Here is a 24613-nt window from a genome sequence, read left to right on the forward strand (position 1 = left end):
TTCAAACAAAGAAGAGAGTTCCGATGACCCAACATTTCCCGTTGGTAGCAGATTTTGCGGCCAAAACAGGCGGGCTTGAGGTTTTTGACCCGGCCTCGGGCGCGTCCCTTATGACCGTGGCCGACATGACAAGCGCTGAGGTGGAAGGCCACATTGAAGTGGCTGCACAGGCATTCCGTGACTGGTCACAGCGCACCGCGAAGGAACGCGCCAGCCTGATGATGGCGTGGCACCGTATGATTGTGGCCCACGCGGACGAACTGGCTGAAATTATCACTGCGGAGTGTGGCAAGCCGCTGGCGGAAGCGCGCGGCGAAGTGCTGTATGGTGCCAGTTTCATCGAATGGTTCGCTGAAGAAGGCAAGCGTGTCTACGGTGACGTGATTCCGAGTTTCGCACAGGGTAAACGCATCATGGTGCTCAAGCAGCCCATCGGTGTGGTCGCAGCGATAACACCGTGGAACTTCCCGCTGGCGATGATCACCCGCAAGGTGGCGCCCGCACTGGCCGCTGGCTGCAGCGCGGTTGTCAAGCCGGCTGAGGCAACCCCGCTGACCGCACTCGCGCTGGAGAAACTGGCACTTGACGCTGGCCTGCCAAAGGGGCTTGTCAAGGTGATGACAACCACCAACCCGGCGGAAATCGGCAAAGTGCTGACCACTCACCCGACCGTGCGCAAGTTTTCGTTCACCGGTTCAACCGCTGTGGGGCGCGTTCTGATGGCGCAGTGTGCGTCCACAATCAAGAAAGTCAGCCTTGAGCTGGGCGGCAATGCGCCCTTCATCGTGTTCGAGGATGCAGATATCGATGCGGCCGTTGTGGGGGCTATGGCGTCCAAATACCGCAATGCGGGGCAAACCTGCGTGTGTGCCAACCGCTTTTTTGTCCATGAAGCAGTGCACGATACTTTTGTTGCAAAGCTGAAAGATGCTGTTGCTGCCCTGCGTGTCGGGCACGGCGCAGATGTGGGTATTACCGTGGGGCCACTCATTAACAAGGCCGGTTGCGACAAGGTGGCCGAGCTCGTTGACGATGCCGTCGCCCGTGGCGCTGAGGCGGTCATCGGCGGCAGCCGCCATAGTGCGGGTGCGGGCTTTTATGCCCCTACCATTTTGACCGGCGTTACACCGCAGATGACCATCGCACAGGCGGAGGTTTTTGGCCCCGTTGCGCCCATCTTCAAATTCAGCGATGAGGCGGAGGTTATCCGCCTTGCCAATGATACGCCCTATGGCCTTGCCGCCTATTTTTACGCGCGTGATCTGGGCCGTGTGTTCCGTGTGGCAGAGGCGCTTGAATATGGTATGATCGGCATCAACGAAGGCATCATTTCAACCGAAGTGGCCCCGTTTGGCGGGGTCAAGCAATCGGGCCTCGGCCGTGAAGGTTCAAAATACGGTATCGACGATTATCTAGAAACCAAATATTGCCTCCTGGGAGGGCTGGATTGATGCTGAAGAATGTGAAGCCGGTGAATAGTGAAACGCAGAAAAACAAGGACCTGTGGGACCGCCGTGAAAAGGCCGTGCCGCGCGGTGTGGGCAGCATGCACCAGCGCTTTTCGGCGTATGCCAGGAACGCCGAAGTGTGGGATGTGGAAGGCAAGCGCTACGTGGATTTTGCCACCGGCATTGCGGTCACCAACACCGGCCATGGTGACCCGCGCATTACCGAAGCCGTCAAAGCGCAGATCGACAATTTCTCCCACACCTGTTTTCAGGTCACGCCCTACGAGAGTTATGTTGCGCTTGCGGAGCAGCTTAATGAGCTTGCGCCGGGGGACACACCGAAAAAAACCATCTTCCTGACCACGGGCGCGGAGGCGGTTGAAAACGCGGTCAAGATAGCACGCGCTGCCACCGGGCGGCCCGGCGTGATTGCCTTTAAGGGCGGCTTCCATGGCCGCACCATGATGGGCATGGCGCTCACGGGCAAGGTGGCACCCTACAAGGTAGGCTTTGGCCCGTTCCCGCAGGGTATTTATCATGTACCTTACCCCGTGCCGTATCACGGTATCACGGAAGAGATGGCGCTGGACGCGGTGGCGGATCTGTTCAAGGCTGATATCGCGTCTGAAGACGTTGCGGCCATCATCCTTGAACCGGTGCAGGGTGAGGGTGGTTTTTATGCCGCCTCGCCCAAGTTCATGCAGGCGTTGCGCGCACTGTGTGACCAGCATGGCATGCTGTTGATCTGTGACGAGATCCAGACCGGTTTTGCCCGCACGGGCCGCGTGTTTGCGACCGAACATGCCGGGATTGAGCCTGACCTGATGACCGTGGCCAAGGCCATGGCAGGCGGTTTCCCGATTTCCGGCGTGATCGGCAAGGCAGACGTAATGGACGCGGCAGCACCCGGCGGCCTTGGCGGCACCTATGGCGGTTCGCCCCTTGGCTGTGTCGCGGGGCTGAAGGTCCTTGATATCATCAGGGAAGATCGCCTTTGCGAACGCGCGGACGAGATCGGTACCTTCTTCACCAAACGCCTCACCGCGATGCAGGCTAGTGGCCTCAAGGAGATCGGTGATATCCGCGCGCTTGGCGCCATGATCGCGATCGAGATTGTCAAGGACGGCAAGGCGGACCAGCCGGACCCGGCGCGCACGGCGGAAATTGTGAAAGCCGCGGCGGAGGCCGGACTTATCCTGCTTTCGTGCGGTATCAGGGGCAATGTGATCCGCTTCCTGCCCGCGCTGACAGCACCGGATGAGATCCTTGGGGAGGGTCTTGATATCCTAGAGGCAGTGATGCGACGCTAAGCGCAAAGGGGCGGGGCTGTATGAGCCCCGTCTTTTCCGCAGAAGCGCTTACACGGTGCTGTGCTGCGTTAGGTGCCCCAAAACACGATCTGTTTTGTTGCAATCGCCAGAAGCATAAATTAATTTGTTCTCGGGGGTTGGGACGTGCCGAAAAATCTGTTGTAGCCCCGGTATTCTGATTGGGGGATGTATATATGACAGACCATTTCGCGGCGGTAGGCCTGCTGCCGGAATTTCGTGTTGGCGATGTACTGACAAACACATTTCGTACCTTTTTCGCGAACTTTTTCAGGTTTCTGGCTTTTGGCGGCGTTGTCTACGGGGTGCTGCTCGCCAGTTCTGCCGCCATCAACGCCCTCTTGTTTGCTCCCATTGCCGAAGAAAGTATGTCGGCGACCCGGTCTTTGTCTGCCCCGCCATCCCCTCTGCTGATGCTTTTGCCACTCCTGATCATGTTCCTGATGATGACGGTGGTGCAGAGCGCAATCGTCTTTGGAGCGATCGAATATCAGGCAGGGCGCAAGGCATCTATTGCCAGTATGCTCAAGGTCGGCCTTCGTGCTTTTGTGCCAGCGTTGTGCGCGGCAATCCTTATCTGGGTTCTGGTATCAATTGGCATGCTGCTACTGATCATACCCGGGATCATCATAGCGTTGATGGTTTCGGTCACCATTCCGGCGATTGTTGCCGAAGGACTGGGGCCAATTGCGGCGTTGCGACGTAGCCGTTTACTGACAGCGGGGTATCGTTGGCCGATATTAGGCGCAATTGTTGTTGTCATAGTGGTGGCGACGCTGGCGCAGCTTATTCTGAGCGTTCCGGCGATGTTTCTGGCCCTGCCGATTGTTGGCGGCCTCATAGCCCTGCTGTTCACGTCGGCGATGATTGGGGTCTATGGTAGCATGACAGCATCTGTCTACACGGGCTTGCGTGCGGCCAAAGAGGGGGTGCTCGCGGACGATGTCGCATCGGTATTTTCCTGATGCGGCGAGGCTGGTTGGCCGCTGCCATTTCTTTTGTCAATTGATAGAGAAAGCTTCATGAAACAGGTTAAAATTGAAGATCGTCTGAGCGTGCCTGAGGCAGGCCGCCCCGCACCACCGAGCCCCTCGGACGGGCTTGGCGTGGGTGCTATTCTGTCACTCTCCTTCCAAGCGCTTTTTGCCAATTTTTTCAGCTTTGCAGCGCTTAGCTTTCTTGCCGTGTCACCTTTGGTGCTTTATTCGCTCTCGTTATCGGGGGACCTGTCTTTCATGTATGGTGGAACGGCAGGGTTGGGGTGGCAGGCGACATTTGCAGCCATATTTGGATTGATGCTGTTTACGCAGATTGCCTATCCCGCCATCGCGGCGGGAACCCTGCAATATGTTACTGGGCGAAAGATCGATTTTTTTGCAATGCTGAGGGCGGGATTGCGATTTTTTTTGCCCGCGTTGGTGATTGCTATCCTGACATCTTTGGGTACCAGTATCGGCATGCTTTTGTTTGTGGTCCCGGGGCTTATATTATCTGTCATGTGGATGGTGGCGCTGCCGGCAGCGGTGGCCGAGCGCCTTGGCCCCCTGCAGGCGATAGAGCGTAGCGGTGATCTGACAAGCGGCTATCGCTGGCCCATATTTGGTATCTTTTTGATAGAGGGGGGGTGAGCCAGGCTCTGGGTTGGGCGTCTGAAACGCTTGGGAACGCGCTGGTGTCGGCGAGTGGCGCCCCTATCCTTGGCGGTTTTGTCATGCTCTTTCTGCAGACATTGTTGTCAACGTCGTTGACTGCCGCAATTGCTGCCGTGTTGTTCCTGCGGCTGAAGGAATTGAAGGAAGGCATGCCAACGGATGAGATCGCGGAGATTTTCGCCTGACGAGTAGTGGACGAGCTGTTGACGCATGGGGTGCGCGTGGGTTTCAGTTCTTGCGTCCGCCTACATCTTTGTCGAACTTGTTCTCCTTGCGCGTACCCATTAACAGCTTGCCTTCCAGGTGCTTCCTGAGCGCATTGTAGTAGGCCTGCAGAAAGGCATCCATCCGGCCGTGGGTTACACGGTCAGGCCAGTCGATCTTGCGGATGATGGTCTGCCCGGCTGTCTGTCGTTTGGCGGCCGCCTCCAAAGACTGGTTGCGCAGGAGATCCTCCAGCATTTGCAGTTCGTAAATGCCGTAAAGCTCCAGCTGGCCCACGGTAAAGCTGTAGGCCGACTTTTCTTCATCTTCAGCACCAGACAGCATATCCGCCGCTAGTTTAACGCGCGGCTCGCGCACGACAAGTGTGCCCGCTACAAGGTCCCCTGCGCGTAGGTGATCCCGGTTCATGGTTGGCAGAAACACCAAAACCAAGGCCCAGATCAGGGCGAATAGCTGCATGATACCGCTCACTCCCGTCGCGCTGCCGGAGAAGATAATCCCCATGGGTAAAAATATCTCGATCTCCCGCATCATGTTGCGGGCGAAGATGGCTTCTGACGACAGAGGGCGGCCAAACCGGTCGATCACCTTCAGGCCTAGCCGTCTTTTGCCTGGCGTTTGCCCTTGCCATTTCAGTTCAAAGAACATGAAGTAGAAATTGCGAAAGAGGAACAACAGCAGCAGGATCAGGATAATACCGAAACGACCCAGCCCCGCGAAGCCGGTCGTCAGCCCAATGCCAAGCGCGCCCAGTATCATGCCGACAAACAGAAGCAGAAGGTCAATCAGCACTGCCCCGGCCCGGTCACCGGTCTGGGCCAGTTCCACCTTGAGCGTGACGCCTTCTGGCGTCAGGATTTCGCGCATCTGTCGTTCGGTGGACGCCAGCTTCTTTATGCTCATCGCGCGCCCTCCGTACCGTCCTCGTCCGGTGCCGGCCATCTGCTGGCGAAATACAGCCCCCACATGGCCAGAAATGCGAGGCCGATGATATAGCGTGCCAGATCGCTGGTGATGAGCTGGCGGCCAAAGCCCTCAAGAAGCCCGGCGACCAGAAACATGGTGATACACCCGAAGGCGACCAAGGCGGCCTGCTTGCCGTGATGCGCAAGCGCTTCCATTCGGCTGAGCCTACCCGGAAAAACATAATGTCGAGCGATGGCCAGGCCTGCTGCTCCACATAAAAGAATGGCCAGAATTTCGGTGGTCCCGTGAATGATGAGCCAACCGCCCAGCTCCATCCCAAGGCTTTTGTCGTGATACAGCGCAAACATTGCACCAAGTGTCGCGCCGTTACTGAACAGTAACCAAAGCGTCGGCACACCAAGGGCAAAGCCAAGGGCAAACGCCAAAAGGCCGACCCGCGCATTATGGGTGAAGAGGAATGTGGCAAAGATGTCGAGGCCATCGGCGGTGCCATCGCGTTGATAGAGCACGTTGGCAAGCTGTTCGGCGGTGGCACCAGGCTGGCGCCCGTTTGCCATCTCAGGGCTGACGAAGGTAAAAAACCAGTCTGGACTGCCAAGTACCAGAAAGAAGGCTACCAGCACGCCCGCCAGAAACACCGCTGTTGAGACCGTCAGTTCAAGCCGGATCGCCCGTACAGCGTTTGGCACGGAATACCGCATCAGGTGTATGAAAGCTTGCCCGGCGGGGCGCTGGTGTCCGTAAAATAACAGATAGGCCCGGGTTGTCAGGTTCTCGAGATAGTCAACAAGGTTTCTGTCGAGCGAAATGGCACGCGCGACGCTGAGGCCGGACAGGGCGCTGCGGTAGAGGTGCGGCATCTCAAAGGCGTCTTTAGCACTGAGCGAACGGATACCGGATTTTTCCGCAGCCAGCACGAGCGCCTCCAGCCGCTGCCAGCCACCCTCACGATCTTTGCGGAACTGATAGCTTTTTGAGTGGTGCGTCGCCATTTAGACCAGCTCCCGGTTAATGATCGTGCGATATTGATGGATCATGGCGCTGACCAGATGAGCTTCATCGGGTTCGAGGCATATCACCCCTTGCCGCCGCAGGTTGGAGAACAGGAGCCGCCGTTCCTTGATCAACGCGGTGGCGGTAGCGGCACGCGAGATGTCACGCGTGGTTGTCATCGCCTTGTCAGCTGTGCGTTTGAGGTAAGGGTCCTTGAGGGCGACGAAAACCACCAGATGATGCACCGCGAGGCGGCTGAGGTTTTCGCGCATCAGTTCCGTTGTCGTTGTGTCCACAAAATCAGTGAATAGAATGATAAGAGTGCGGCGGTTGAGCACTTCGGCCAGCCGTGTTGTTGCAAGGGTATAGTTGCTCTCGGTTTTACTGCATGTCAGCCGGGCCAGATAATGCTGCAAATGGCTGAAGGAGCTGACGCCCCGAAGCGGTTTTACGTAAAAGTGCACTTCACTGTCGAAGCTGAACAGGCCAACACGATCACCACTTTTGAGTCCAGCGTGTGCAAGCACAAGTCCCGCATTGACCATATGGTCAAGCCGAGACAGGGAACCAAGCCGTTCGGCCATCAAATGGCCTGTGTCGAACGCAAGAATAACCTGATGATTGCGCTCGGCCTCATATTGTTTCGTGAGCAGCCCGCGATACCGTGCGGACCGTTTCCAGTCGATGGTGCGGGGGTCCATGCCCGTCATATAGTCGCGCAGGGATGAAAACTCCGAGCCTTCACCATGGCGCGGGAAGGCTCGGGGCCCAAATTCATCGGCGGCGGCGCCCATCAGGTCCGATGCCGCTTTTGCAGCGCGCTGGAAATTAGGCAGCACCGGAACCGTGAGGTCAGGGGATTGCACACTCTGGCGTTCCATCAAACCAAGGGGGCCGGTCCAGCGAAACCAGACAGTGGGCAGCTCTGCCATGCCGCGTTGCCGCGGCGTGAGGGTCAGCACAGCCTCGCCGGTCTGTGAAGGGATAATCACCGGCGTTTGGGCTGCCTGTTCCAGTACATCATTGACGGCGACGGCTGCCAGCACAGGCGGTGCCGGCGTGCCGTTTGAACGCTGAACGGCAAGCGTCAGCTCGGCAGTTTCTCCCAGGAAAATTTGTGCCGGTTCAATGATTTCAAATCGCAGGTTTGCCTCTTTCGGGCAGTTCCAGCCATCAAGCAGTAGCAGGCAGCCCATCAGCGCCAGATAATAGCCGACAAGGCTCACAACGGAGGGTGCCACAAGCAGCAGGAGCAGTGCTAGCGGGACCGCACAGAGTATCGCCCAGAATGTACGCAGTGTCGGGCGCATTAGCGGGGGGCCTTCACCTGCTCAAGCAATTGCTGAATCACATCACCAGCTTTGATGCCTTCGATTTCCGCGGCAGGGCTGAGGACCAGGCGGTGCCGAAGCGCGGGCAGCGCGAGGCGCTTGATGTCGTCGGGGATAACGTAGTCCCGCCCGTCAAGGGCGGCCGATGCCCGTGCCGCCCGCGCGATCATGGTGCCACAGCGCGGTGAAGCCCCGACCCGGACAGACGCATGTTCACGGGTGCCACGCACCAGATCGACGATATAGTCCAGCAGTTCGTCTGCCATAGGCAGTTTTGCAATGCAGGCCCGCATGGCATCAAGGCCAGCCATGTCCAGCACGGGCTTTACGCCCATGTCCGCCACTGACGGCATTGTGGCGCGGTGACCATGCAGGCCAAGGATACGCCGTTCTTCCTCGCGGCTTGGATATTCCAGAATATGCTGGAACAGGAAGCGATCAAGCTGTGCTTCCGGCAAGGGGTAGGTGCCTTGCTGTTCGATCGGGTTTTGTGTTGCGATCACCATGAAGCCGCTACCCAGACTATAGGCCTTGCCGTCAATCGTGACTTCTCGTTCGTGCATGGCCTGCAACAGAGCAGCTTGTGTTTTGGGTGGTGTGCGGTTCACTTCGTCGGCCAGCAACAGATCGGTGAAAATCGGCCCCTTCGTCAGGGCAAATTCGTTGGTTTCAAACCGGTAAATATTGGTGCCGAGCACATCGCCGGGCATCAGGTCCGGCGTGAATTGTATGCGACCAAAACGCAGATCAAGGCTTGCTGAAAAAGCCTGGGCCAGCAGGGTCTTGGCAACTCCCGGCACCCCTTCGAACAGGATGTGCCCTTCCGATAACAATGATATCAGCAGCAAATCCACCGCGTCATCCTGGCCAACAATCATGGTCCCGATATTAGCGCGCAGCGTCTCGCTGGCCTGTTGGATATCACTTGGGGTCATTAAGCATCTCCTGTCTCCAGGTATAAAATTGGTTGGCATGAATAAGTAATCGGTGTTGCCGACTGTCGTCGTCTTCGCGGATGCGCTGCACCCTGCGGCGGATGGTAGAGAAAGTTACTGAAATTCCGCGTTTTTGGCCTTGATCATCAAGCCAGGCTTCAAGCCGGTTTCGCTCAAGTTCAGATGGCGCCCTGAGTTTCCGGGCTACCTCAAGTGCCTGATCGTCCATCAGCCGCAGGAGTGCTTCCTGCTCTTTTTCCGCCAGATGCAGGATGCGTGCGGCATTCTCCACAAAAACCGTCTTGGAGTCCGCGACCTCGACGTTGGCGCGCCATGGGGCGCCAAAACGCCGGGTCTGCGCCAGCAGGAAGACCATCAGCGCCAGCAATCCGGCTATGGTCAGGTAGACAAAGGGGTGCTCAAACATCGCCTTGCCGAGGCTGGGTGTCGCCGTGAAACCGTGCACAACCTCGTCAATGATGATGGTGTCGGTTCCTTCCGCGACCGTCTGTGCGACGGTCTGTGCGATGGCGGCGTTCCAGCCCCGGGCAAGGCCATGCGTTGCAATTAGGTCAGGGTCGGACAAGACCCACACAGGCTGCGCCCCGGCGAGCTTGAGTTTGCCAAAAAGAATGCCGTCACCCGTCGCAATGATCGGTGCCAAAAGGTCTGACTTGATCAATTGCAGATCATCGATATCGGGCACCGCGGTGGCGCTGAAGTCGTGCTGCCAGTTTTTGGGTGTGGCGTCGGGCCGTATCACCTCGGCATCTTCGAGCAGGTTTTGCGCGATGGTTTGGGGCGTGCGAGCGGGCAACAGATGCTGGCTGCCGATCCACCCTGCCTTGAAGGGGTGCGGGCCCGTGCGGCGCTTTGGCAGCACAACCAGCATGGGGGAAAAGTCGATCAGGTCATTGATGCGCTTTCGCCCGGGTGGTCCAACCGGCTCAAGCAGAAAAAGGGCGGCTTTCTCGTTGAGCTTGTCGAATGTATTATGTTGGCTTTGCAGCATCCGCCAGCCATCTGACTTGAGTAGTTCCACCCAGGCGGCGTGGCCGACTGCGGATTTGGAAAAACTGTTGGTGCCGGCGGATGTCTCGTAACGGCCATCCCCTTGGAATACGGACGTTACGGCGACCCCAAGGGTCGCGAGAATGCCCAGAAGGATAATCCAGAACAGGGTTTTGTTGGAAAAGGGCGCATCGTTTGCCGGTGCGCTGGTTTTTGGGGGCTGGTACATCAGGGCTGCCCCGCATTTTTTTCTGTCAGGCTACGATACCCGCCAAGGCAGCTGCTGAATACGGATTCGGTGATGTCGCGACCGGCAAAGGCATATGTTTCGACGGCAAGCACCATAAAGCGCAGGGCAGCGAGATGCTTGCTATCAAGGCTCGCGCTGTCGACGATTTCCCGACCAGTCATATGGGGGCGTACCAGCACGCGGCGCTGTTCCGCGAGGGCGAGCAGGCTAAGGGCCAACAATATCCGGATGGCTTCGCCAAAATTGCCATTTTCTGCCGCCCTTTCGGCATCGTCAAATGTGGCGTGCTGGATGAAGGCATGTTCGGCACGGTGTTGCTTGGGATTGGGGCTGCGCCGGGTGGTGGCATGCTTTTTTCTGGGTGCTTTAGGCGGGTTGCCGGTGACAAGAACCCAGACAAAAACGGCAATGGCAAAAAGCCCCAAGCCCATCAATGAATACAAAATTGCCTTACCCAGCCACGCTGGCATGCCACCGGTTTGCTGTCTGGCCCGCGGTTTTGGGCTCTCCGGCAGATCGCGCTGGAATTCGCCGTGTTCCAGCAAGGTAGTGACAGCGCGACCGATTTCTGTATCAGGCAAGGCAGCTTTTGTGAGTATTTCGGCCGGTTCGGCAGTCGCGGGTTTATCCTCACCGATGTTATAACTATTCCAGCCGTAAGCCAATCCAAACAGAATAACAGCAACCGCCGCCCACAGTAGTGAGCGGCGTCCATTCTCTTTCAGTCTGTCCAACAATCCCCCAAGCATAGCGCCACTTTATGGAGGCTCTATTGGGCGGTAAAGGTGTTTTTTACAAAATCTCACGCAGCCATTGGTTCCAGCGTTTCACAAAGCTGAATTTCGGGCACTTGAAACTTTACTGTTGGGTGATCACGGCCTATTTGCGCGGGTCTCGACCAGTGTATTTTTCCAGCGATAGCTTATCGGCAATATGCTCCCACGGCACCAGTTTGAAATTCTGGCGCTCTGCTGGCGAAATATTGCGCCCATCCTGCGCAACGAACACGCCATACGGAAAATCAGGCCCCAGCGGGGTACTGATAATGTCCAGCCCATCGGTTTCCGAGGAGCCATCGATCCCTGCATCGCTGTTGGCAATCACCCGGAAGGAACCAACATAAGCATGTGGTGCTTCTCGGTCGAACAAGGCATAGCTGTTGTTGCCCTGACTGGAGAGCACAATATAACCGCTGGTGCCCGCGCCGTAATAGATGGACACTCCTTCAAGGTCATCTTTCAGGCCGTGGTTCATCTGAGGGTCGGTGATTTTTTCCCGCGCGGTGCCGTCACCCGGTTCCGCGCCATATTTCCAAAGCGCAATGTCTTCCTCGGCGACGAACAGGGCGCCGGTGTCATCGTCTGCGACGCAGCCTTCAGCGGTGGAACCTACTTCAAACTCGCGCACAGCAGTTGCCTTCACCTTGCCGGGATTGCCTTCGCCAAGTTGCCACTGACGCACAAGGCCGCCTTTCTCATTCATGAAGACATAGGTGCTGCCATCCTTGGGGCTCTGGTAGAGGCATAAACCATAGGGGTCAGGCATATCCGTCTTCTGGATGCCGTCGGCGATGTCCTGCAGCTTGCCGGTTTGCTCATCCAGTTCATATATCGAGATACTTTCCTCGGTGCGGTTACTGGCAACCACAAGCGTCGCTGCGCGGTCCCCAACCTTGACATTGTACCGGAGGTCCACATTGTTCATGCGGCCATCGGGCACATATTGGTGAACGCTGCCATCAAGGTTGTAAACGTATATGCCGCCCTGTTTGTTGGTGCCAATTATCAGGCTTTGCCCCGGGTCGGTGGGATGTACCCAGATGGCCGGGTCATCAGCGGCGTCACCACCGTCGGCAACCGGTGCGGTTTCTGCGCTTGGCTTTACCAGGGCAAATGCGCCGCTTGGGTCTTCATCGGTCCGCTCGGTCAGCTGATCAAAATTGAAAGCTGATGCAATGTCGCTGATTTTGGCGAGTTTGAAATTTGTCGCCTCTTCGCCGTTATCTTCGTCCGCGAGCACCAGATAACCACTGCCAGCGAAAAGGCTGCCTGCATTCTCCACGGCGTCAATTGAGCCCGCGCCGGAAAATTTTGCGCTGCCGACATAGCGGTGATCGTCCGTTACGTCATACAAGTTGATCTGGCTTGTCTCTACATCTGAGGCGAAAAGTACTGTCTGGCCCTTTTCGGTATGATGAAGGGCAAGGCCTCCAACCTCACCAGTAAAGTGACCAAATTTTTTCACATCGATGAGTTCAGGTACGGTTTCCGCCTCGACATCGGCGTCGAAGCGCCAGACGCCGACGGCTTCTTCGGTAACATAGACACTATTGCTGCGGCTGTCCGCGACACAGAATTTGGGCTCAGTACCGAGCTGAAGTGTGCGCACCAGCTTGGCGCTGACCGTACCGTCAGCTTTGGTGAATATGTTCCACTGTTCGATCTGTCCGCCGCTGCCGAGAAGGAAGGCATATGCTTCGCCGTCGAGCGGGCTTTTATGCGCGCACATACCTTCAAGCAGTACTTCTGACTGTATAATATCCGCTTGAACAGGCGTTAACGTGCCGTTGTTCATTGTAAAAGCACTTACAGTGCTATTGGACGTATCAAGCGAAAAAAGCACGGGGCCACTGTTGGCACCAAATCCGTGGATCAGATCAAAGGACTCGATTTCGCCGCCGTCAGTCTTTGAAAGGGTAAGGCCAGCGGCATCATACACCTCGATACCATCCTCGACAGCGCCAAGGATATATGTGGCACCGCCGCTTTCGCCAGGCCAGACAAGTGCGGCAGAGGCACTATCGGAACTGCTTGGTGCGGTCTCTAGCGAAACCGTAACATTGGTGACCGATGGTGCTTCGGCGCCGGTGGTGGGCGTGTCCGCGTTTTCTTTCGGCGAGCAGGCGGCGAGTCCGATGACTGCCACAGTCGCTAAATGCCGGTTGATTCTCATGGGGTTCCCTCCCTGTCTGGCTTCCCTTGATCCCAAATATGCTATGTTTTGCTGTGGTTTCAAGAGAAAAAAGAAGAAAATTTTCATTTCGGTTGAAAAAAAGAATATAAATTCTATAATGATCTGTGACAGCAAGCGCAATTCCCGTTTTTGGGGATGGATGATGTCCGAGGGAAGGCGATCCGATGCTCGAGTTTTTGGTCCTGTTATGAGCGCGGGTGGAAGACAGTTATTAAAGAAAACCAAAACTGGGAACCTGGGGAGGTTAACATGAGACATGCTTTACTAAAGCGGCAGCTTCTGAGTTCGTGTGTGCTTCTGGCGCTGGCGCCACAAGCCATGGCACAGGACGAAGCGGCGACTGAACAGCCGACAACAGACATGAGCCTTGAAGAGATAGTAGTTACCGGCAAGATCGTAACGCGGAACCGTACCGCGTCAGTATCACCAGAACTGACATACGATACTGAGTTTTTCCAGAAATTTGAGCCAATTTCGGCGGGCGATATGCTCAAGCGTGTGCCGGGTGTCGCCTTCACCAGCGATATCGGCGAATATGACGCACCTCAGATGCGGGGTATGGCTGACGGTTTTACCCAAGTGCTCGTGAACGGTCGCCCCGTGCCCGGGGCAGGCAACGACCGTACAGTCCTGGTGGACCGCATTCCGGCCGAGATCATCGAGAAAATTGAAGTGATCCGCAGCCCGGGTGCAGACATTGACAGCCAGGGCGTTGGCGGCACGATCAATATTATCCTGAAGGAAGGGGCAACGCTGCCGGTCGGGGGCTCCATACGGGGCAGTGCGCTTTATTCCGCGAAGGACAAGGAGCTGCGTGGTGCCGGGGCGATATCCTATGCGGGCCGTAGCGACAACGAACGCATCTTCTATTCGGTGACAGCGAATATTCAGCAGCGTTTCAACGCCAAGAAATTTGTCGAGGAAACGATTGTCGCGGGGGATTTTCCGGAGTCAACCGACGGCCGCGACCTTTTCGCGCCTGACGATTTTAATGCGTCGGTTGCTGATGGTCGGGCGGTGCAGCTCGACAGTCGCGAAAACCTCGATACATCCTTGAATGCCGACGTGACCTTCAAGGTAGGTGATTCCGGTGAACTGCGTTTCGACGGTTTCTATATCGACACAAACCGTGACGAGCGAGAAGACACCACAGAGTGGGAGCGGGACGACGGGGAACTGGTGGGTGACAAGGTTGGGTCACAGGACACCGAAATCCGCCAGGAAAACTTCGGCTTCAGCGCGCTTTATGAAGACAGATTCTCTGACACCACATCATTCGATACCATGGTGCGTTACAGCCAGTTCAAGAACACGGAAGATCAATACGACCGCGAATTTGACTTTGATGACGGCAGCGAAAGCCTTGATGACCGGGAACGCGAACTGATAGACAGCACCGACAAGGAATTCGCTGCTGACTTCGGGATAAAGCATGAGCTTGACGCGATGCTGCTGAAGTTTGGTGCGTCGACCAAGTTCAAGGATCGAGACTATGGCTTGACGTTGATGGAAGCTGACGATTTTGGCGAGCTTGAGGTCGAGAGCGAAAGCCAGTTCGGGGTGAAGGAAAAACGCTATGACGCCTATCTGGTTGGGGAATGGCAACTGGGCAGCGCCATGACGATTGAGGCCGGCGCCAGGCTTGAGCACACCAACACCAAGGTCAGCGCACCGAGGGCGGCTGAGACATCAAACAGCGTGACGCTTTTGAACCCTTCGCTTCATATCCAGCGCGATGTCAGCGACAACGGGCAGCTGCGTCTTAGCCTTGCGCGCACAGTAAGGCGGCCAACCTTCGATCAACTGGTTCCGGCCGAGCTTCAGGATGAGCCGGATGATGACGATGTCACCGTTGGTAACCCTGACCTTGCGATGGAGAAATCATGGGGGTTGGACCTCGGATACGAACATAGCTTGCCGGGCAATGGTATTCTGGGGGTAAATTTCTTCTACCGGAAAGTATCGGACCTGTCGCAACTGGTACGTATCGGCGATACCGAAGATGGCGGGCTTTATAGCTACGACAATGTGGGCAACGGCAAAACTTATGGCATTGAATTTGATGTAAGTACACCGCTGGTGTTTCTTGGCCTGGACGAGACCGGCTTTTTTGCCAACTATACCCGTATCTGGTCCAGTCGGTATGACGAGTTTCTGCAGGAAGATGTACGGTTTAACCACCAGCCCAAATATGTCTATAACGTCGGCCTGACGCAGAACTTCCCGAGCATCGAGGCAACAACCGGCTTCAGTTACCAGAAGCAGGGGCTTGCAACGAGCGTCTTTTACGCGGAGATCGAGGACCAGTATTATGGCGGCAACCTCGAATTCTTCATTGAAAAACGCTTCGAGAATGGTTTTGTTCTGCGGTTCACTGCCAATAATTTGCTGAACGCAGAAAGCAATCAGGCCGAACGCAACTTCGACGGCCTTGATGATATGCGGGCGGGTATCGTTGATGAGTTTGAAGTGGAACGCGAGACGTCTACCCGCGTCTTTCTCCTCACCGCCCGGTATCACTTCTGACACTCCCTTCCAATGTGCTTTGGGGCACAAGTGGAGCCTTGGGGCCGGTTTTCCGGCCCCTTTTTTATAGGGCGACAGTTGGTAAAGGTGTCTTACAAAAAGAAGGCCGGCACGGGAGCGCCAGCCTGTTAAAGTTCAGATAAGTGCAAGTTGCCGGATCATCCGACGGCGATGGTGGTGCCCTCCTTGTACGAGCGGGCGGCAGCTTCTGCCAGCACCAGCGCCCGGTGTCCATCCGCGCCGGAGGTCAGTGGCGACGTGCCCCCGTCAAGAATATCCCGGAAGTGCAATATTTCGTGCCGGTACGCGGCGGCGTAGCGTTCAAGGAAGAAATGTTGGATTTTGTCATCTGTCTCGCCGGCCCCGGTGTTGATGCGTACGCTGCTTTCAAGCCGGTTTCCCGCGCTGACCAGCCCGCCGCTGCCATGCACTTCAATACGTTGGTCATAGCCATACACCGCGCGGCGGCTGTTGGATATCTGGCACAACTTTCCCGATGACGTTCGCAAGGTGACCAGAGCACTGTCAATGTCGCCCGCCTTGGCAATCTCCGGATCGACGAGACAACTGGCTTGTGCAGATACGAACGCGGGTTCTTCGCCCAAAAGCCAGCGCGCCATATCCAGGTCATGAATCATCATGTCCTTGAACAGGCCGCCACTGGTTTTGATGTAGGAAACCGGCGGTGGGGACGGGTCGCGGCTGGTGATCTGTACCAACTCCACATTTCCGATGGTACCGTCATCGATGCGGCGTTTAAGGGCTGAGAAATCCGGGTCGTAACGACGGTTAAAGCCCAGAAGCAGTGGAACGTCAGCGGCATCCGCCCCGGCGATTGCCATTTCAGTGCGCGCCACGTCAAGTGCGACGGGCTTTTCGCAGAAAATGGCCTTGCCCGCTTTCGCAGCCTGTTCGATGAGGTCTGCGTGGGTGCTGGTCGCGCTGGCGATGACGATACCGGCAACAGATTTATCCTTCAGTGCGGTCTCAAGATCAGTAATCCTGCCACCGCACTGGCCTGCCAGTCTCGCCGCGGCTTCTGCAACCGGGTCGACGATATAAGTCAGCTCAAGGCCATCGGTCGCTGCAATATTTGCGGCATGTATGCATCCGATGCGGCCCGCGCCGATCAGGCAAATCCCGTGGGTCATATTGGTTTCCCTCCAAAAAAATAACAAAACAGAATTAAAATTCTTGACCTATTATTAAAATAGAATAAATATTTCTTTTCGTAAATGGTAATTATCTACAAAGGTCATCGTGCATCCTAGCACGTGTGTCAGTTTACCGGGGAGGGCTCATGTTTGAGCATATCACGAACCACAGAAGCGGTTTCGGGATGGGGTATACAACCATCACCGACCATAAAGATGTCAATGAACCAACGGGCATTGGCGTTGCTGTCTGGCGACTCAAGGCCGGGGAAAACCTGACTGTGCGGTTTGAGAACGAAAGCGCATGGCTTTTGATGGAGGGCACTGTAACGCTTCGTGTGGGCGGCAGGGAGCTGACATGGTCACGGGGTTCCGTGTTTGATGAGCATCCCTCGTGCCTGCACGGTGCCAAGGGCGTGGAGTTTGACGTAACCGCAGCGACGGGCGCTGAATTTACCATCTACCAGTGTGATAATGACGCGGCGTTCCCGACCGAAGTATATGAACCCGACAAAGGGGTGGACGAACCTCGTGGCAAAGGCCAGGTGGGCGGGACGTGCCTGCGATTTGTGCGGACCATTTTTGATGACACCAATTCCTCGCCCGATGCGCAACTGGTGCTGGGGGAAGTTATCACCATGCCCGGCAAGTGGTCATCCTATCCGCCGCATCATCATGCTCAGCCTGAAATTTACCACTACCGCTTCACCGATCCGCGCGGATGGGGGCATGGCGAGCTGGACGAAGATGTCCTCAAGATCCGCCCGTACGACAGTGTGCGCATCATGGATGAGAAAACCCACGCACAGGTCGCTGCACCCGGTTACGGCATGTATTATGCCTGGGTTATCCGGCACCTGCCAGACAGCCGCTACGGCATCCCCGAGTTTGTCGAAGAACATGCCTGGACCATGGATAAGGACGCCGAATTCTGGCAGCCTAAAGGGATCACCTTATGACAACCGCGAAAAGCCTCGACGTCATTTGCATGGGGCGTGCAGGTGTTGACCTCTACGGTGAGCAGATTGGTGGTATGCTTGAGGACATGGGCAGTTTCGCCAAATATATTGGCGGCTGCCCGGCCAATATCGCTGTTGGTACAGCGCGGATGGGGCTTAAAAGCTCGCTTTTGAGCCGGGTGGGTGACGAGCATATGGGCCGTTTCATTCGCCAGACCCTGATAGCCGAAGGTGTGGACGTAAGCCATTTGCAGACCGACAGGGATCGTCTCACGGCGCTGGTGTTTCTTGGTATCCGCGACCGCGAGACATTCCCGCTGATCTTCTACCGCGAGAATTGCGCCGATATGGCACTCAATGTGGAAGATTTTGATGCTGCCTTCATTGCGTCAGCCAAGGCGTTGGTGGTGACGGGCACGCATCTGTCAAAGCCTGGTGTGCGGGAGGCGAGTTTCAGGGCGGCCGAATACGCCAAAGCCGCGGGCACCAAGGTGGTATTCGATATTGATTACCGCCCGGTTTTGTGGGGATTGACCGACATAGGCCTGGGCGAAGAACGGTTTGTTGCGGATGAGAAGGTCAGCGCCAGTGTCGCAGGGATACTGCCGCTTTGTGACCTGATCGTCGGCACGGAAGAAGAGTTTCATATTGCAGGTGGTTCGACCGATACCATCACAGCGCTAAAGCGCATCCGTGAACAAACGGATGCTCACCTTGTGCTCAAGCTTGGCGCAGATGGCTGCACGGTTTTTAATGGTGCTGTTCCGGGCAAACTTACGGATAACAAGGTTCATCAAGGCTTTCAGGTTGAAGTCTTTAATGTGCTGGGGGCGGGCGATGCTTTTATGTCGGGCCTGCTTCGCGGGTATATTGATGGCCTTGGCTGGGATGAAAGCTGTCGCCTTGCCAACGCATCAGGGGCACTGGTCGTGTCTCGCCACGGGTGCGCGCCCGCGATCCCGAGCTATGAGGAAGTTCGCTACTTTCTGGCCCATGGCAGCGCATACCGCAGCCTCAGGCATGACCGTGCGCTGGAACAAATGCATTGGGCAATGACGCGTGAGCGCAAGTTTTCCGAGGTCCTTGCTTTTGCTTTTGATCACCGGAAACAGCTTGAAGATATGGCTTGTGAGGTAGGCAAGGGTACGGACGCCATAGAAGAATTTAAACGCCTGTGTTTCCACGCTTTCGCGATTGTTAAAGAACAATATCAGAATCGTGGCCTTGGCCTTTTGTGTGATGGGCGGCTCGGGCAGGCGGCGCTTGATGAGGCCAGCGGCCGCGGCATCTGGATTGGCCGCCCGATCGAATATCCGGGCTCAAGGCCACTGAAATTTGAAGGCGGCGCCAGTCTTATGCAAACTTTGCGGGAATGGCCGCAGGAACACTGCGTGAAATGTCTGGTGTTTTATCACCCTGATGATGATGCGGAGATGTGCGCCGCGCAGGAGTCTGCACTTTTGCGTCTTGCAGCCGCGACTCGGGCCACCCGACATGAGTTGCTTGTGGAAGTTATTCCGCCCGCCACGCTGCCGCGCGACGACAAGACTGTTACTGATGTGATTGAGCGTCTGTACGATATTGGTATCTACCCGGACTGGTGGAAATTGCCGACCCCACTTTCTGAGGTGGAATGGCAGGCGCTATCGGCAACGGTTGAGGGCCGTGACCAGTATTGCCGGGGCATCGTGCTTCTGGGCCTTGACGCGCCGGAGGCCGATGTGATGGCGGCCATCGAAAATGCCGCGCATCATAAGGTTTGCAAAGGTTTTGCCGTCGGGCGCACAATCTTCGGCGAAGTTGCACGCGCCTGGTTCGCAGGCGATATGGATGATAACGCCGCACAAACCGAAATGGCCCAGCGCTACAGCAGGCTCATCAACTGCTGGATCGCCGTGCGTGAGGCGGCGGACATGAATACAGAAAAGGTGAGGGCATGAAAACGGTACGCCTTACCATGGGGCAGGCTCTTGCGCGGTATCTCGCGGCGCAGGCCGTTGAGGTGGATGGCAATACCTTGCCACTGTTCGCAGGGATCTTCGCTATTTTTGGCCATGGCAATGTGGCAGGCTTTGGTGAAGCACTTGCCGGAATGCAGGATAGCCTGCCCACGTTCCGGGCCCATAACGAGCAAGCCATGGCGCATACCGCCATCGGTTTTGCAAAAGCCACCCGTCGCCGCCAGATGATGGCCTGCACCAGCTCGGTAGGACCCGGGGCCACCAATATGGTGACGGCGGCTGCGCTGGCGCGCGTCAACCGTTTGCCGGTTTTGTTCCTGCCCGGTGATACCTTTGCCAACAGGCGGCCGGACCCGGTGTTGCAACAGGTGGAAAACCTGACGAGTCCGCTTGACGTCGCCAATGAGTGTTTCCGCCCTGTCAGCCGGTATTTTGACCGTATCACCCGCCCGGAACAGCTGATCACCAGCCTACCGCAGGCGATGCGGGTGTTGACCTGCCCGGCAGACTGCGGCCCGGTGACAATATGTTTGCCGCAGGATGTGCAAGCCGAGGCTTATGATTATCCCAAAGCAATGTTCGAAGCGCAAGTACACCGCTTGCGGCGGCAGGGACCCGATGCGTTTGAGCTTGACCGTGCGGTGGCAATGCTATCTTCGGCTAAAGCACCGCTCATTATTGCGGGTGGCGGTGTGCGATACAGTTGTGCGGAAGATGCCCTGGCCGCTTTTGCCGAGCATCGTGGTATCCCGGTTGCGGAGACACAGGCGGGTAAAGGCAGTTTGTCGTGGAACCATCATCTGAACGTCGGCGGTATCGGCGTGACCGGCAGCAAAGGTGCGAACGAGCTGGCGGCAGAGGCGGACGTTATCCTTGCGGTTGGTACGCGCCTCGCGGATTTTACCACCGGCTCCCGTGCATTGTTCGCCAACCCTGACGCTCGTATTATCAATCTTAATGTGGCGGCATTTGACGCGGTGAAGCACCGCAGCGTGCCAATGGTGGCAGATGCAACGCTGGGCCTGGCCCTGCTTCAACAGAAATTACCACTGGCGGAAGGCAGACGTTCGGTTGTTGCAGAAAAACGCCTGGAATGGAATGAGGTCACGGCAGGCGTGACCGCACCGGATACCCGTCCGTTGCCATCCGACGCGCAGATTTTGGGCGCACTGAACCGTGCGGCGGATGCGCGCGACGTGATTGTCGCCGCAGCGGGCGGGTTACCGGGAGAACTGCACAAGCTGTGGCAGGTAAAGGCGCCCGGCACCTACCATCTGGAATATGGCTATAGCTGCATGGGGTATGAGATAGCGGGTGGCCTTGGCGTCAAGATGGGCACCCATGGCTGTGATGTGTTTGTGATGGTAGGGGACGGTTCCTACCTGATGATGAACTCCGAGCTGTCAACATCCATCCTGATGGGGCAGAAGTTGATTGTCATACTGGTCGACAATGGTGGTTACGGCTGTATCAACCGGCTGCAGGGCGGCACGACAGCCAAGTCGTTCAATAATCTGTTTGAGGGCGGCACCCGCATCGATGGGGAACGGCCATATATTGACTTTGTCGCCCATGCCCGGTCCCTGGGTGCGCTATCTGAGAAAGTGACTGGCGTGACGGAGCTGGCGGCAGCTGTGCGCCGCGCCAAAGCAGCCGACAAAACAAGTGTGATTGTCATTGAGGCGGATCCCGCCATCAGCACCGATAAAGGTGGTCACTGGTGGGATGTGCCGGTTGTTGAACAGTCGGATAGCGTGGGGGCGAGTGAACGCCTCGCCGGCTATCAGGAAATGAAGCGAAAGCAAAAAATAGATGGCTGATAAAGTTCGGATCGGCACCAACCCGATTGCCTGGTCTAACGACGATTTGCGTGAACTGGGTGGCGAGACGCCGCTTGAGGTGTGCCTCAGCGAGGCGCGGGAAGCCGGTTATGAAGGTATTGAACTGGGACACAAATTCCCCCGCGAGCCAAGTGCATTGCGGCGCGTAGTTGACGCGCATGGGTTAACGCTCATTTCTGGCTGGTATTCATCCGCGCTGCTGTCGCGCACAGTCGACGAGGAAATCAAGGCGTTAGAACCGCACCTGTCTTTGCTCACAGCCATGGGCTGTGATGTCGTCGTTTGGGCTGAGACAACGGGCTGTGTGCATGGCATGCAGGGAGCGAGGCTTTCTTCGCGGCCCGAGATGACAGACGATGAATGGCCGGTCTTCACACGGCGACTGTCCGAGATTGCGGCGCATGTGAAGGGCCGTGGCCTCAAGCTGGCATATCACCATCATATGGGGACCGTGGTGGAGACAGAGGCGGAGATTGACCGCATGATGATGGAAACCAGCGATGATGTTGGCCTGCTTCTGGACACGGGCCACCTGACATTTGCAGGTGGCAACCCGCTTGCGGTGGCCGAGCGGCATGCAGACCGCATTGTCCATATACACTGCAAGGATGTGCGCGTACGCGTGCTTGGCCGCGCGAAAGAGGCGGATACCAGCTTCCTCGACGCTGTGATTGACGGTGTTTTCACCGTACCGGGTGACGGCGATGTGGATTTTGTGCCCATCCTTAAGGTAATGGCTGGTGTGCATTACAAAGGCTGGCTGGTGGTGGAAGCAGAGCAGGATCCGGCCAAGGCTAACCCGTTTGACTATGCCAGCAAGGGTCATGCGGCGCTCGCGCGCTATGCCGCCGACGTCGGTCTTAAATAGCGCCTGCCGATGTGGGAGCTTTACGCGCCCCCCACATCCTGCCACGCTCGCTGCGCCGCCGAGGCAATCCATGTGTCGATAACCAGTTCAATATCCCGCGCGGCATAAAGATCCACTGGCACTGGGGCATCTTCTACAATGGCTTTCATAAGGCGGTTCACTTCGATGATCTTGAGGTCATTATAACCGAGACCGTGACCAGGGGCTGGGCAAAATGCGCTAAAATCCGGACAGTGGGTGTCCACAAGGATGGTTTTGAAACCGCTGCGTCCATCTGGAGCGCCGCCCTCATAAAGGCGCAATTCGTTCATGCGCTCTTGATCAAATTCAATGCTGGCTTTGGTGCCGACAATCTCAAAGGCCAGGCCCTGCTTTTTCCCAAGGGCGACACGGCTGGTTTCAAGAAAGCCCATCATGCCACTTGCAAAACGCACGATTGCCTGCGCCTGGTCTTCATTCTCGACGCCCCTCATGGCACCGGTCTGATCCTTTCTGCTGGGGATAACGATATCGGTGTCGCCGCACAAGGACACGATGGGTCCTGCAAGATGCATGGCCATGCTGATAATGTGCGATCCCATATCGCCAAGGGTCCCGGTGCCGGCAGCAGCCTTTGAACAACGCCAGCTGAAAGGCACTTCGGGGCTGGCCATGTAATCCTCGTTATGGCGACCGCGAAAATGCACCAGTTCGCCCAGCTCACCGCTGTCGAGCATGGTTTTTACCGTACTGATTATGGGATTGCACAAATAGTTGTAGCCCAGCATATGCACAAGGCGACTTGCGCCATTTTGGGCTTCATGGACCGCGATAATTTCATCCGCCTCGGGTGCATCAAGTGCGAGGGGCTTTTCAATATAGACGTGTTTGCCGGCCTTTATGGCTGCAATGGCCATTTCCTTGTGTAAGGCGTTGGGCGTGGCGATGGCAATGACATCAATGTCGTCAGCGATAAGCAGGTCCTGCCAGTTGCCGGTACCGCGTTCGAAACCCAGGGCCCGCGCTTCTCTGTCAGCCTTGGCTTGGTCTATTTCTGCCAGCGCGCGGCAGGCCGGCCGGGCGGGACCGCCAAAAACCGCGTTATGCGCGTTGTAGGCGATAGCATGTGTCTTGCCAATGTAACCGCTGCCGATCAACCCAATACCGATATCCCGCATCTGCTTCCTCCCCGAAGTTGGGTGCGTGGTTTTAGTTGGGCGCCTGAGGAATATATATTCCGACGTGGAAATTTGCATTCCTTTTTTTTTGCGGGAGCGCTATAATTGACAGCGAACACTGACGACATGGGCACGATTGCGGGACAGGGGAGCCGAACGCGTATGGCAAAGAATGAAAACCGCGCTGATTACAGCTTTGATGAATTCAATATTGTGCTCGCCGGCCGTTTCGACAGCCTCAGCAAACAGCTCAAAAAAATCGCACGGTTCATTCTTGATAATCCTGTGGACACTGCTCTTGATACGGCGGCGGAGATTGCAAGCCGGCTCGAGGTGCAACCGTCCAGCTTGATCCGTTTTGCGCAGGCGCTTGATTTCGAGGGGTTTTCCGAAATCCAGAAGATCTTCCGCAGCAACCTTGTCCAGCAATTGCCGGGATATTCCGCAAACTATTCCGATCGAATCCAGAAGCTGAAGGAAGGCGCGTCGGATGGCGGTGATGGTGTTCATCCCATTCTCAATGTGTTTCTGGAGGCCAACCGGGACGCACTCACCAGCCTGCAAAGCGAGGTGTCGGTCGCGCGGCTTGATGAAGCGATCGCGATGATCAAGGGTGCGAACAACATCTATATCCTGGGTCAGCGCCGGTCCTACCCTGTTGCCAGCTATCTGTATTACATGATGCGCAATCTTGATCTCCGGGCATTTCTGCTTGATGGCGTCGGCGGTAACCTTAGCGAGCAGGCACGGCTGATCGGTGACGGCGACGTTCTGGTCGTTACAACCTTCCCCAACTATGCAGATGAGGTTATCGGAGTGGCACAGCAAGCCCGCGACAGCGGTGCCAAGGTGATCGCCATGACTGACAAGCTCGTCAGCCCGGTCGTCAAACTGAGCGATACCTATTTCCTCACAGATAAAGTGACTGTCAGCGGCTTCCGTACCATTACGGGTACCATGTGTCTCGCTCAGGCGCTTGCGATTGGCCTTGGCCTTGATAGCAAGCAGATCGCAGCGGACTGACGACGCCCGGCCTGTCAAACCATCTTGCCGCATTTGATTGCCGTCATTCGG

General features: G+C 56.6%; 20 protein-coding genes. 11 read left to right on the forward strand and 9 right to left on the reverse strand.

Going from position 1 to position 24613, the window contains the following annotated elements:
- The first annotated feature begins 23 nt into the window (after nt 1-23).
- From OEU85_RS16895 to OEU85_RS16915, 5 genes are all read left to right on the forward strand, one after another.
- Nucleotides 24-1451 (forward strand): NAD-dependent succinate-semialdehyde dehydrogenase, encoded by a 1428-nt coding sequence (locus OEU85_RS16895; protein ID WP_262692704.1) that lies wholly within the window; start codon nt 24-26, stop codon nt 1449-1451.
- A complete protein-coding gene (gene gabT / locus OEU85_RS16900; protein WP_262692705.1) occupies nt 1451-2758 on the forward strand; it encodes a 4-aminobutyrate--2-oxoglutarate transaminase in 1308 nt (435 codons plus the stop codon). Before OEU85_RS16895 ends, gabT begins: the two co-directional genes overlap by 1 nt.
- A gap of 194 nt (nt 2759-2952) precedes the next feature.
- Nucleotides 2953-3741 (forward strand): hypothetical protein, encoded by a 789-nt coding sequence (locus OEU85_RS16905; RefSeq protein WP_262692706.1) that lies wholly within the window; start codon nt 2953-2955, stop codon nt 3739-3741.
- A 57-nt stretch (nt 3742-3798) separates the two neighbouring features.
- Nucleotides 3799-4404 (forward strand): hypothetical protein, encoded by a 606-nt coding sequence (locus tag OEU85_RS16910; protein WP_262692707.1) that lies wholly within the window; start codon nt 3799-3801, stop codon nt 4402-4404.
- A complete protein-coding gene (locus OEU85_RS16915; protein WP_262692708.1) occupies nt 4401-4613 on the forward strand; it encodes a hypothetical protein in 213 nt (70 codons plus the stop codon). Before OEU85_RS16910 ends, OEU85_RS16915 begins: the two co-directional genes overlap by 4 nt.
- A 43-nt stretch (nt 4614-4656) precedes the next feature.
- On the opposite strand, the gene OEU85_RS16920 is transcribed toward OEU85_RS16915, so the two are convergent.
- The 7 genes from OEU85_RS16920 to OEU85_RS16950 form a co-directional block, all read right to left on the reverse strand.
- Nucleotides 4657-5556, reverse strand: a complete 900-nt coding sequence (locus tag OEU85_RS16920; RefSeq protein WP_262692709.1) for an RDD family protein — start codon at nt 5554-5556, stop codon at nt 4657-4659.
- Complete coding sequence (locus tag OEU85_RS16925; protein WP_262692710.1) at nt 5553-6572, reverse strand: stage II sporulation protein M; 1020 nt, start codon at nt 6570-6572, stop codon at nt 5553-5555. The genes OEU85_RS16920 and OEU85_RS16925 overlap by 4 nt, the downstream gene beginning before the upstream one ends.
- Nucleotides 6573-7883: a DUF58 domain-containing protein gene (locus tag OEU85_RS16930; RefSeq protein WP_262692711.1), complete on the reverse strand. Its 1311-nt coding sequence runs from the start codon at nt 7881-7883 to the stop codon at nt 6573-6575.
- Nucleotides 7883-8839, reverse strand: a complete 957-nt coding sequence (locus OEU85_RS16935) for an AAA family ATPase (protein ID WP_262692712.1) — start codon at nt 8837-8839, stop codon at nt 7883-7885. Before OEU85_RS16935 ends, OEU85_RS16930 begins: the two co-directional genes overlap by 1 nt.
- Nucleotides 8826-10079 carry a hypothetical protein gene (locus OEU85_RS16940; RefSeq protein WP_262692713.1) on the reverse strand — a complete coding sequence of 418 codons (1254 nt, stop codon included), beginning with the start codon at nt 10077-10079 and terminating at the stop codon, nt 8826-8828. Before OEU85_RS16940 ends, OEU85_RS16935 begins: the two co-directional genes overlap by 14 nt.
- Nucleotides 10079-10834, reverse strand: a complete 756-nt coding sequence (locus tag OEU85_RS16945) for a hypothetical protein (RefSeq protein WP_262692714.1) — start codon at nt 10832-10834, stop codon at nt 10079-10081. Before OEU85_RS16945 ends, OEU85_RS16940 begins: the two co-directional genes overlap by 1 nt.
- A 145-nt stretch (nt 10835-10979) precedes the next feature.
- Nucleotides 10980-13052 carry a phytase gene (locus OEU85_RS16950; RefSeq protein WP_262692715.1) on the reverse strand — a complete coding sequence of 691 codons (2073 nt, stop codon included), beginning with the start codon at nt 13050-13052 and terminating at the stop codon, nt 10980-10982.
- A 270-nt stretch (nt 13053-13322) separates the two neighbouring features.
- Here OEU85_RS16950 and OEU85_RS16955 point away from each other — a divergent pair, with 270 nt between their 5' ends.
- Nucleotides 13323-15599: a TonB-dependent receptor plug domain-containing protein gene (locus tag OEU85_RS16955; protein ID WP_262692716.1), complete on the forward strand. Its 2277-nt coding sequence runs from the start codon at nt 13323-13325 to the stop codon at nt 15597-15599.
- A gap of 158 nt (nt 15600-15757) precedes the next feature.
- On the opposite strand, the gene iolG is transcribed toward OEU85_RS16955, so the two are convergent.
- Entirely contained in the window at nt 15758-16750 is a 993-nt protein-coding gene (gene iolG, locus OEU85_RS16960; protein WP_262692717.1) for an inositol 2-dehydrogenase, read from the reverse strand.
- A gap of 149 nt (nt 16751-16899) precedes the next feature.
- On the opposite strand from iolG, the gene OEU85_RS16965 reads away from it, so the two are divergent.
- From OEU85_RS16965 to iolE, 4 genes are read left to right on the forward strand one after another with little or no spacing between them, the layout of a single operon-like run.
- Nucleotides 16900-17712, forward strand: coding sequence for a 5-deoxy-glucuronate isomerase (locus OEU85_RS16965; protein WP_262692718.1), 813 nt, complete (start codon nt 16900-16902; stop codon nt 17710-17712).
- Nucleotides 17709-19652, forward strand: a complete 1944-nt coding sequence (locus OEU85_RS16970) for a bifunctional 5-dehydro-2-deoxygluconokinase/5-dehydro-2-deoxyphosphogluconate aldolase (protein ID WP_262692719.1) — start codon at nt 17709-17711, stop codon at nt 19650-19652. Before OEU85_RS16965 ends, OEU85_RS16970 begins: the two co-directional genes overlap by 4 nt.
- Nucleotides 19649-21493, forward strand: a complete 1845-nt coding sequence (iolD, locus tag OEU85_RS16975) for a 3D-(3,5/4)-trihydroxycyclohexane-1,2-dione acylhydrolase (decyclizing) (RefSeq protein ID WP_262692720.1) — start codon at nt 19649-19651, stop codon at nt 21491-21493. The genes OEU85_RS16970 and iolD overlap by 4 nt, the downstream gene beginning before the upstream one ends.
- Nucleotides 21486-22382 (forward strand): myo-inosose-2 dehydratase, encoded by an 897-nt coding sequence (gene iolE, locus OEU85_RS16980; protein WP_262692721.1) that lies wholly within the window; start codon nt 21486-21488, stop codon nt 22380-22382. The genes iolD and iolE overlap by 8 nt, the downstream gene beginning before the upstream one ends.
- Before the next feature lie 20 nt (nt 22383-22402).
- Here the strand turns inward: iolE and OEU85_RS16985 are convergent, their stop codons facing one another.
- Nucleotides 22403-23539, reverse strand: coding sequence for a Gfo/Idh/MocA family protein (locus tag OEU85_RS16985; protein WP_262692722.1), 1137 nt, complete (start codon nt 23537-23539; stop codon nt 22403-22405).
- A 162-nt stretch (nt 23540-23701) separates the two neighbouring features.
- On the opposite strand from OEU85_RS16985, the gene OEU85_RS16990 reads away from it, so the two are divergent.
- The gene (locus OEU85_RS16990; protein ID WP_262692723.1) at nt 23702-24562 is read left to right on the forward strand and encodes a MurR/RpiR family transcriptional regulator; all 861 of its coding nucleotides are present in this window, start codon (nt 23702-23704) and stop codon (nt 24560-24562) included.
- The last annotated feature ends 51 nt before the right edge of the window (nt 24563-24613 follow it).

Source organism: Kordiimonas aestuarii (assembly GCF_025574465.1).
GTDB classification, from domain to species: Bacteria; Pseudomonadota; Alphaproteobacteria; order Sphingomonadales; family Kordiimonadaceae; genus Kordiimonas; species Kordiimonas aestuarii.

Coding starts and splice junctions, on each gene's coding strand:
- OEU85_RS16895 (WP_262692704.1), top strand. CDS start 24: ATGACCCAACATTTCCCGTTGGTAGCAGATTTTGCGGCCAAAACAGGC.
- gabT (WP_262692705.1), top strand. CDS start 1,451: ATGCTGAAGAATGTGAAGCCGGTGAATAGTGAAACGCAGAAAAACAAG.
- OEU85_RS16905 (WP_262692706.1), top strand. CDS start 2,953: ATGACAGACCATTTCGCGGCGGTAGGCCTGCTGCCGGAATTTCGTGTT.
- OEU85_RS16910 (WP_262692707.1), top strand. CDS start 3,799: ATGAAACAGGTTAAAATTGAAGATCGTCTGAGCGTGCCTGAGGCAGGC.
- OEU85_RS16920 (WP_262692709.1), bottom strand. CDS start 5,556: ATGAGCATAAAGAAGCTGGCGTCCACCGAACGACAGATGCGCGAAATC.
- OEU85_RS16925 (WP_262692710.1), bottom strand. CDS start 6,572: ATGGCGACGCACCACTCAAAAAGCTATCAGTTCCGCAAAGATCGTGAG.
- OEU85_RS16930 (WP_262692711.1), bottom strand. CDS start 7,883: ATGCGCCCGACACTGCGTACATTCTGGGCGATACTCTGTGCGGTCCCG.
- OEU85_RS16935 (WP_262692712.1), bottom strand. CDS start 8,839: ATGACCCCAAGTGATATCCAACAGGCCAGCGAGACGCTGCGCGCTAAT.
- OEU85_RS16940 (WP_262692713.1), bottom strand. CDS start 10,079: ATGTACCAGCCCCCAAAAACCAGCGCACCGGCAAACGATGCGCCCTTT.
- OEU85_RS16950 (WP_262692715.1), bottom strand. CDS start 13,052: ATGAGAATCAACCGGCATTTAGCGACTGTGGCAGTCATCGGACTCGCC.
- OEU85_RS16955 (WP_262692716.1), top strand. CDS start 13,323: ATGAGACATGCTTTACTAAAGCGGCAGCTTCTGAGTTCGTGTGTGCTT.
- iolG (WP_262692717.1), bottom strand. CDS start 16,750: ATGACCCACGGGATTTGCCTGATCGGCGCGGGCCGCATCGGATGCATA.
- OEU85_RS16965 (WP_262692718.1), top strand. CDS start 16,900: ATGTTTGAGCATATCACGAACCACAGAAGCGGTTTCGGGATGGGGTAT.
- OEU85_RS16970 (WP_262692719.1), top strand. CDS start 17,709: ATGACAACCGCGAAAAGCCTCGACGTCATTTGCATGGGGCGTGCAGGT.
- iolD (WP_262692720.1), top strand. CDS start 19,649: ATGAAAACGGTACGCCTTACCATGGGGCAGGCTCTTGCGCGGTATCTC.
- iolE (WP_262692721.1), top strand. CDS start 21,486: ATGGCTGATAAAGTTCGGATCGGCACCAACCCGATTGCCTGGTCTAAC.
- OEU85_RS16985 (WP_262692722.1), bottom strand. CDS start 23,539: ATGCGGGATATCGGTATTGGGTTGATCGGCAGCGGTTACATTGGCAAG.
- OEU85_RS16990 (WP_262692723.1), top strand. CDS start 23,702: ATGGCAAAGAATGAAAACCGCGCTGATTACAGCTTTGATGAATTCAAT.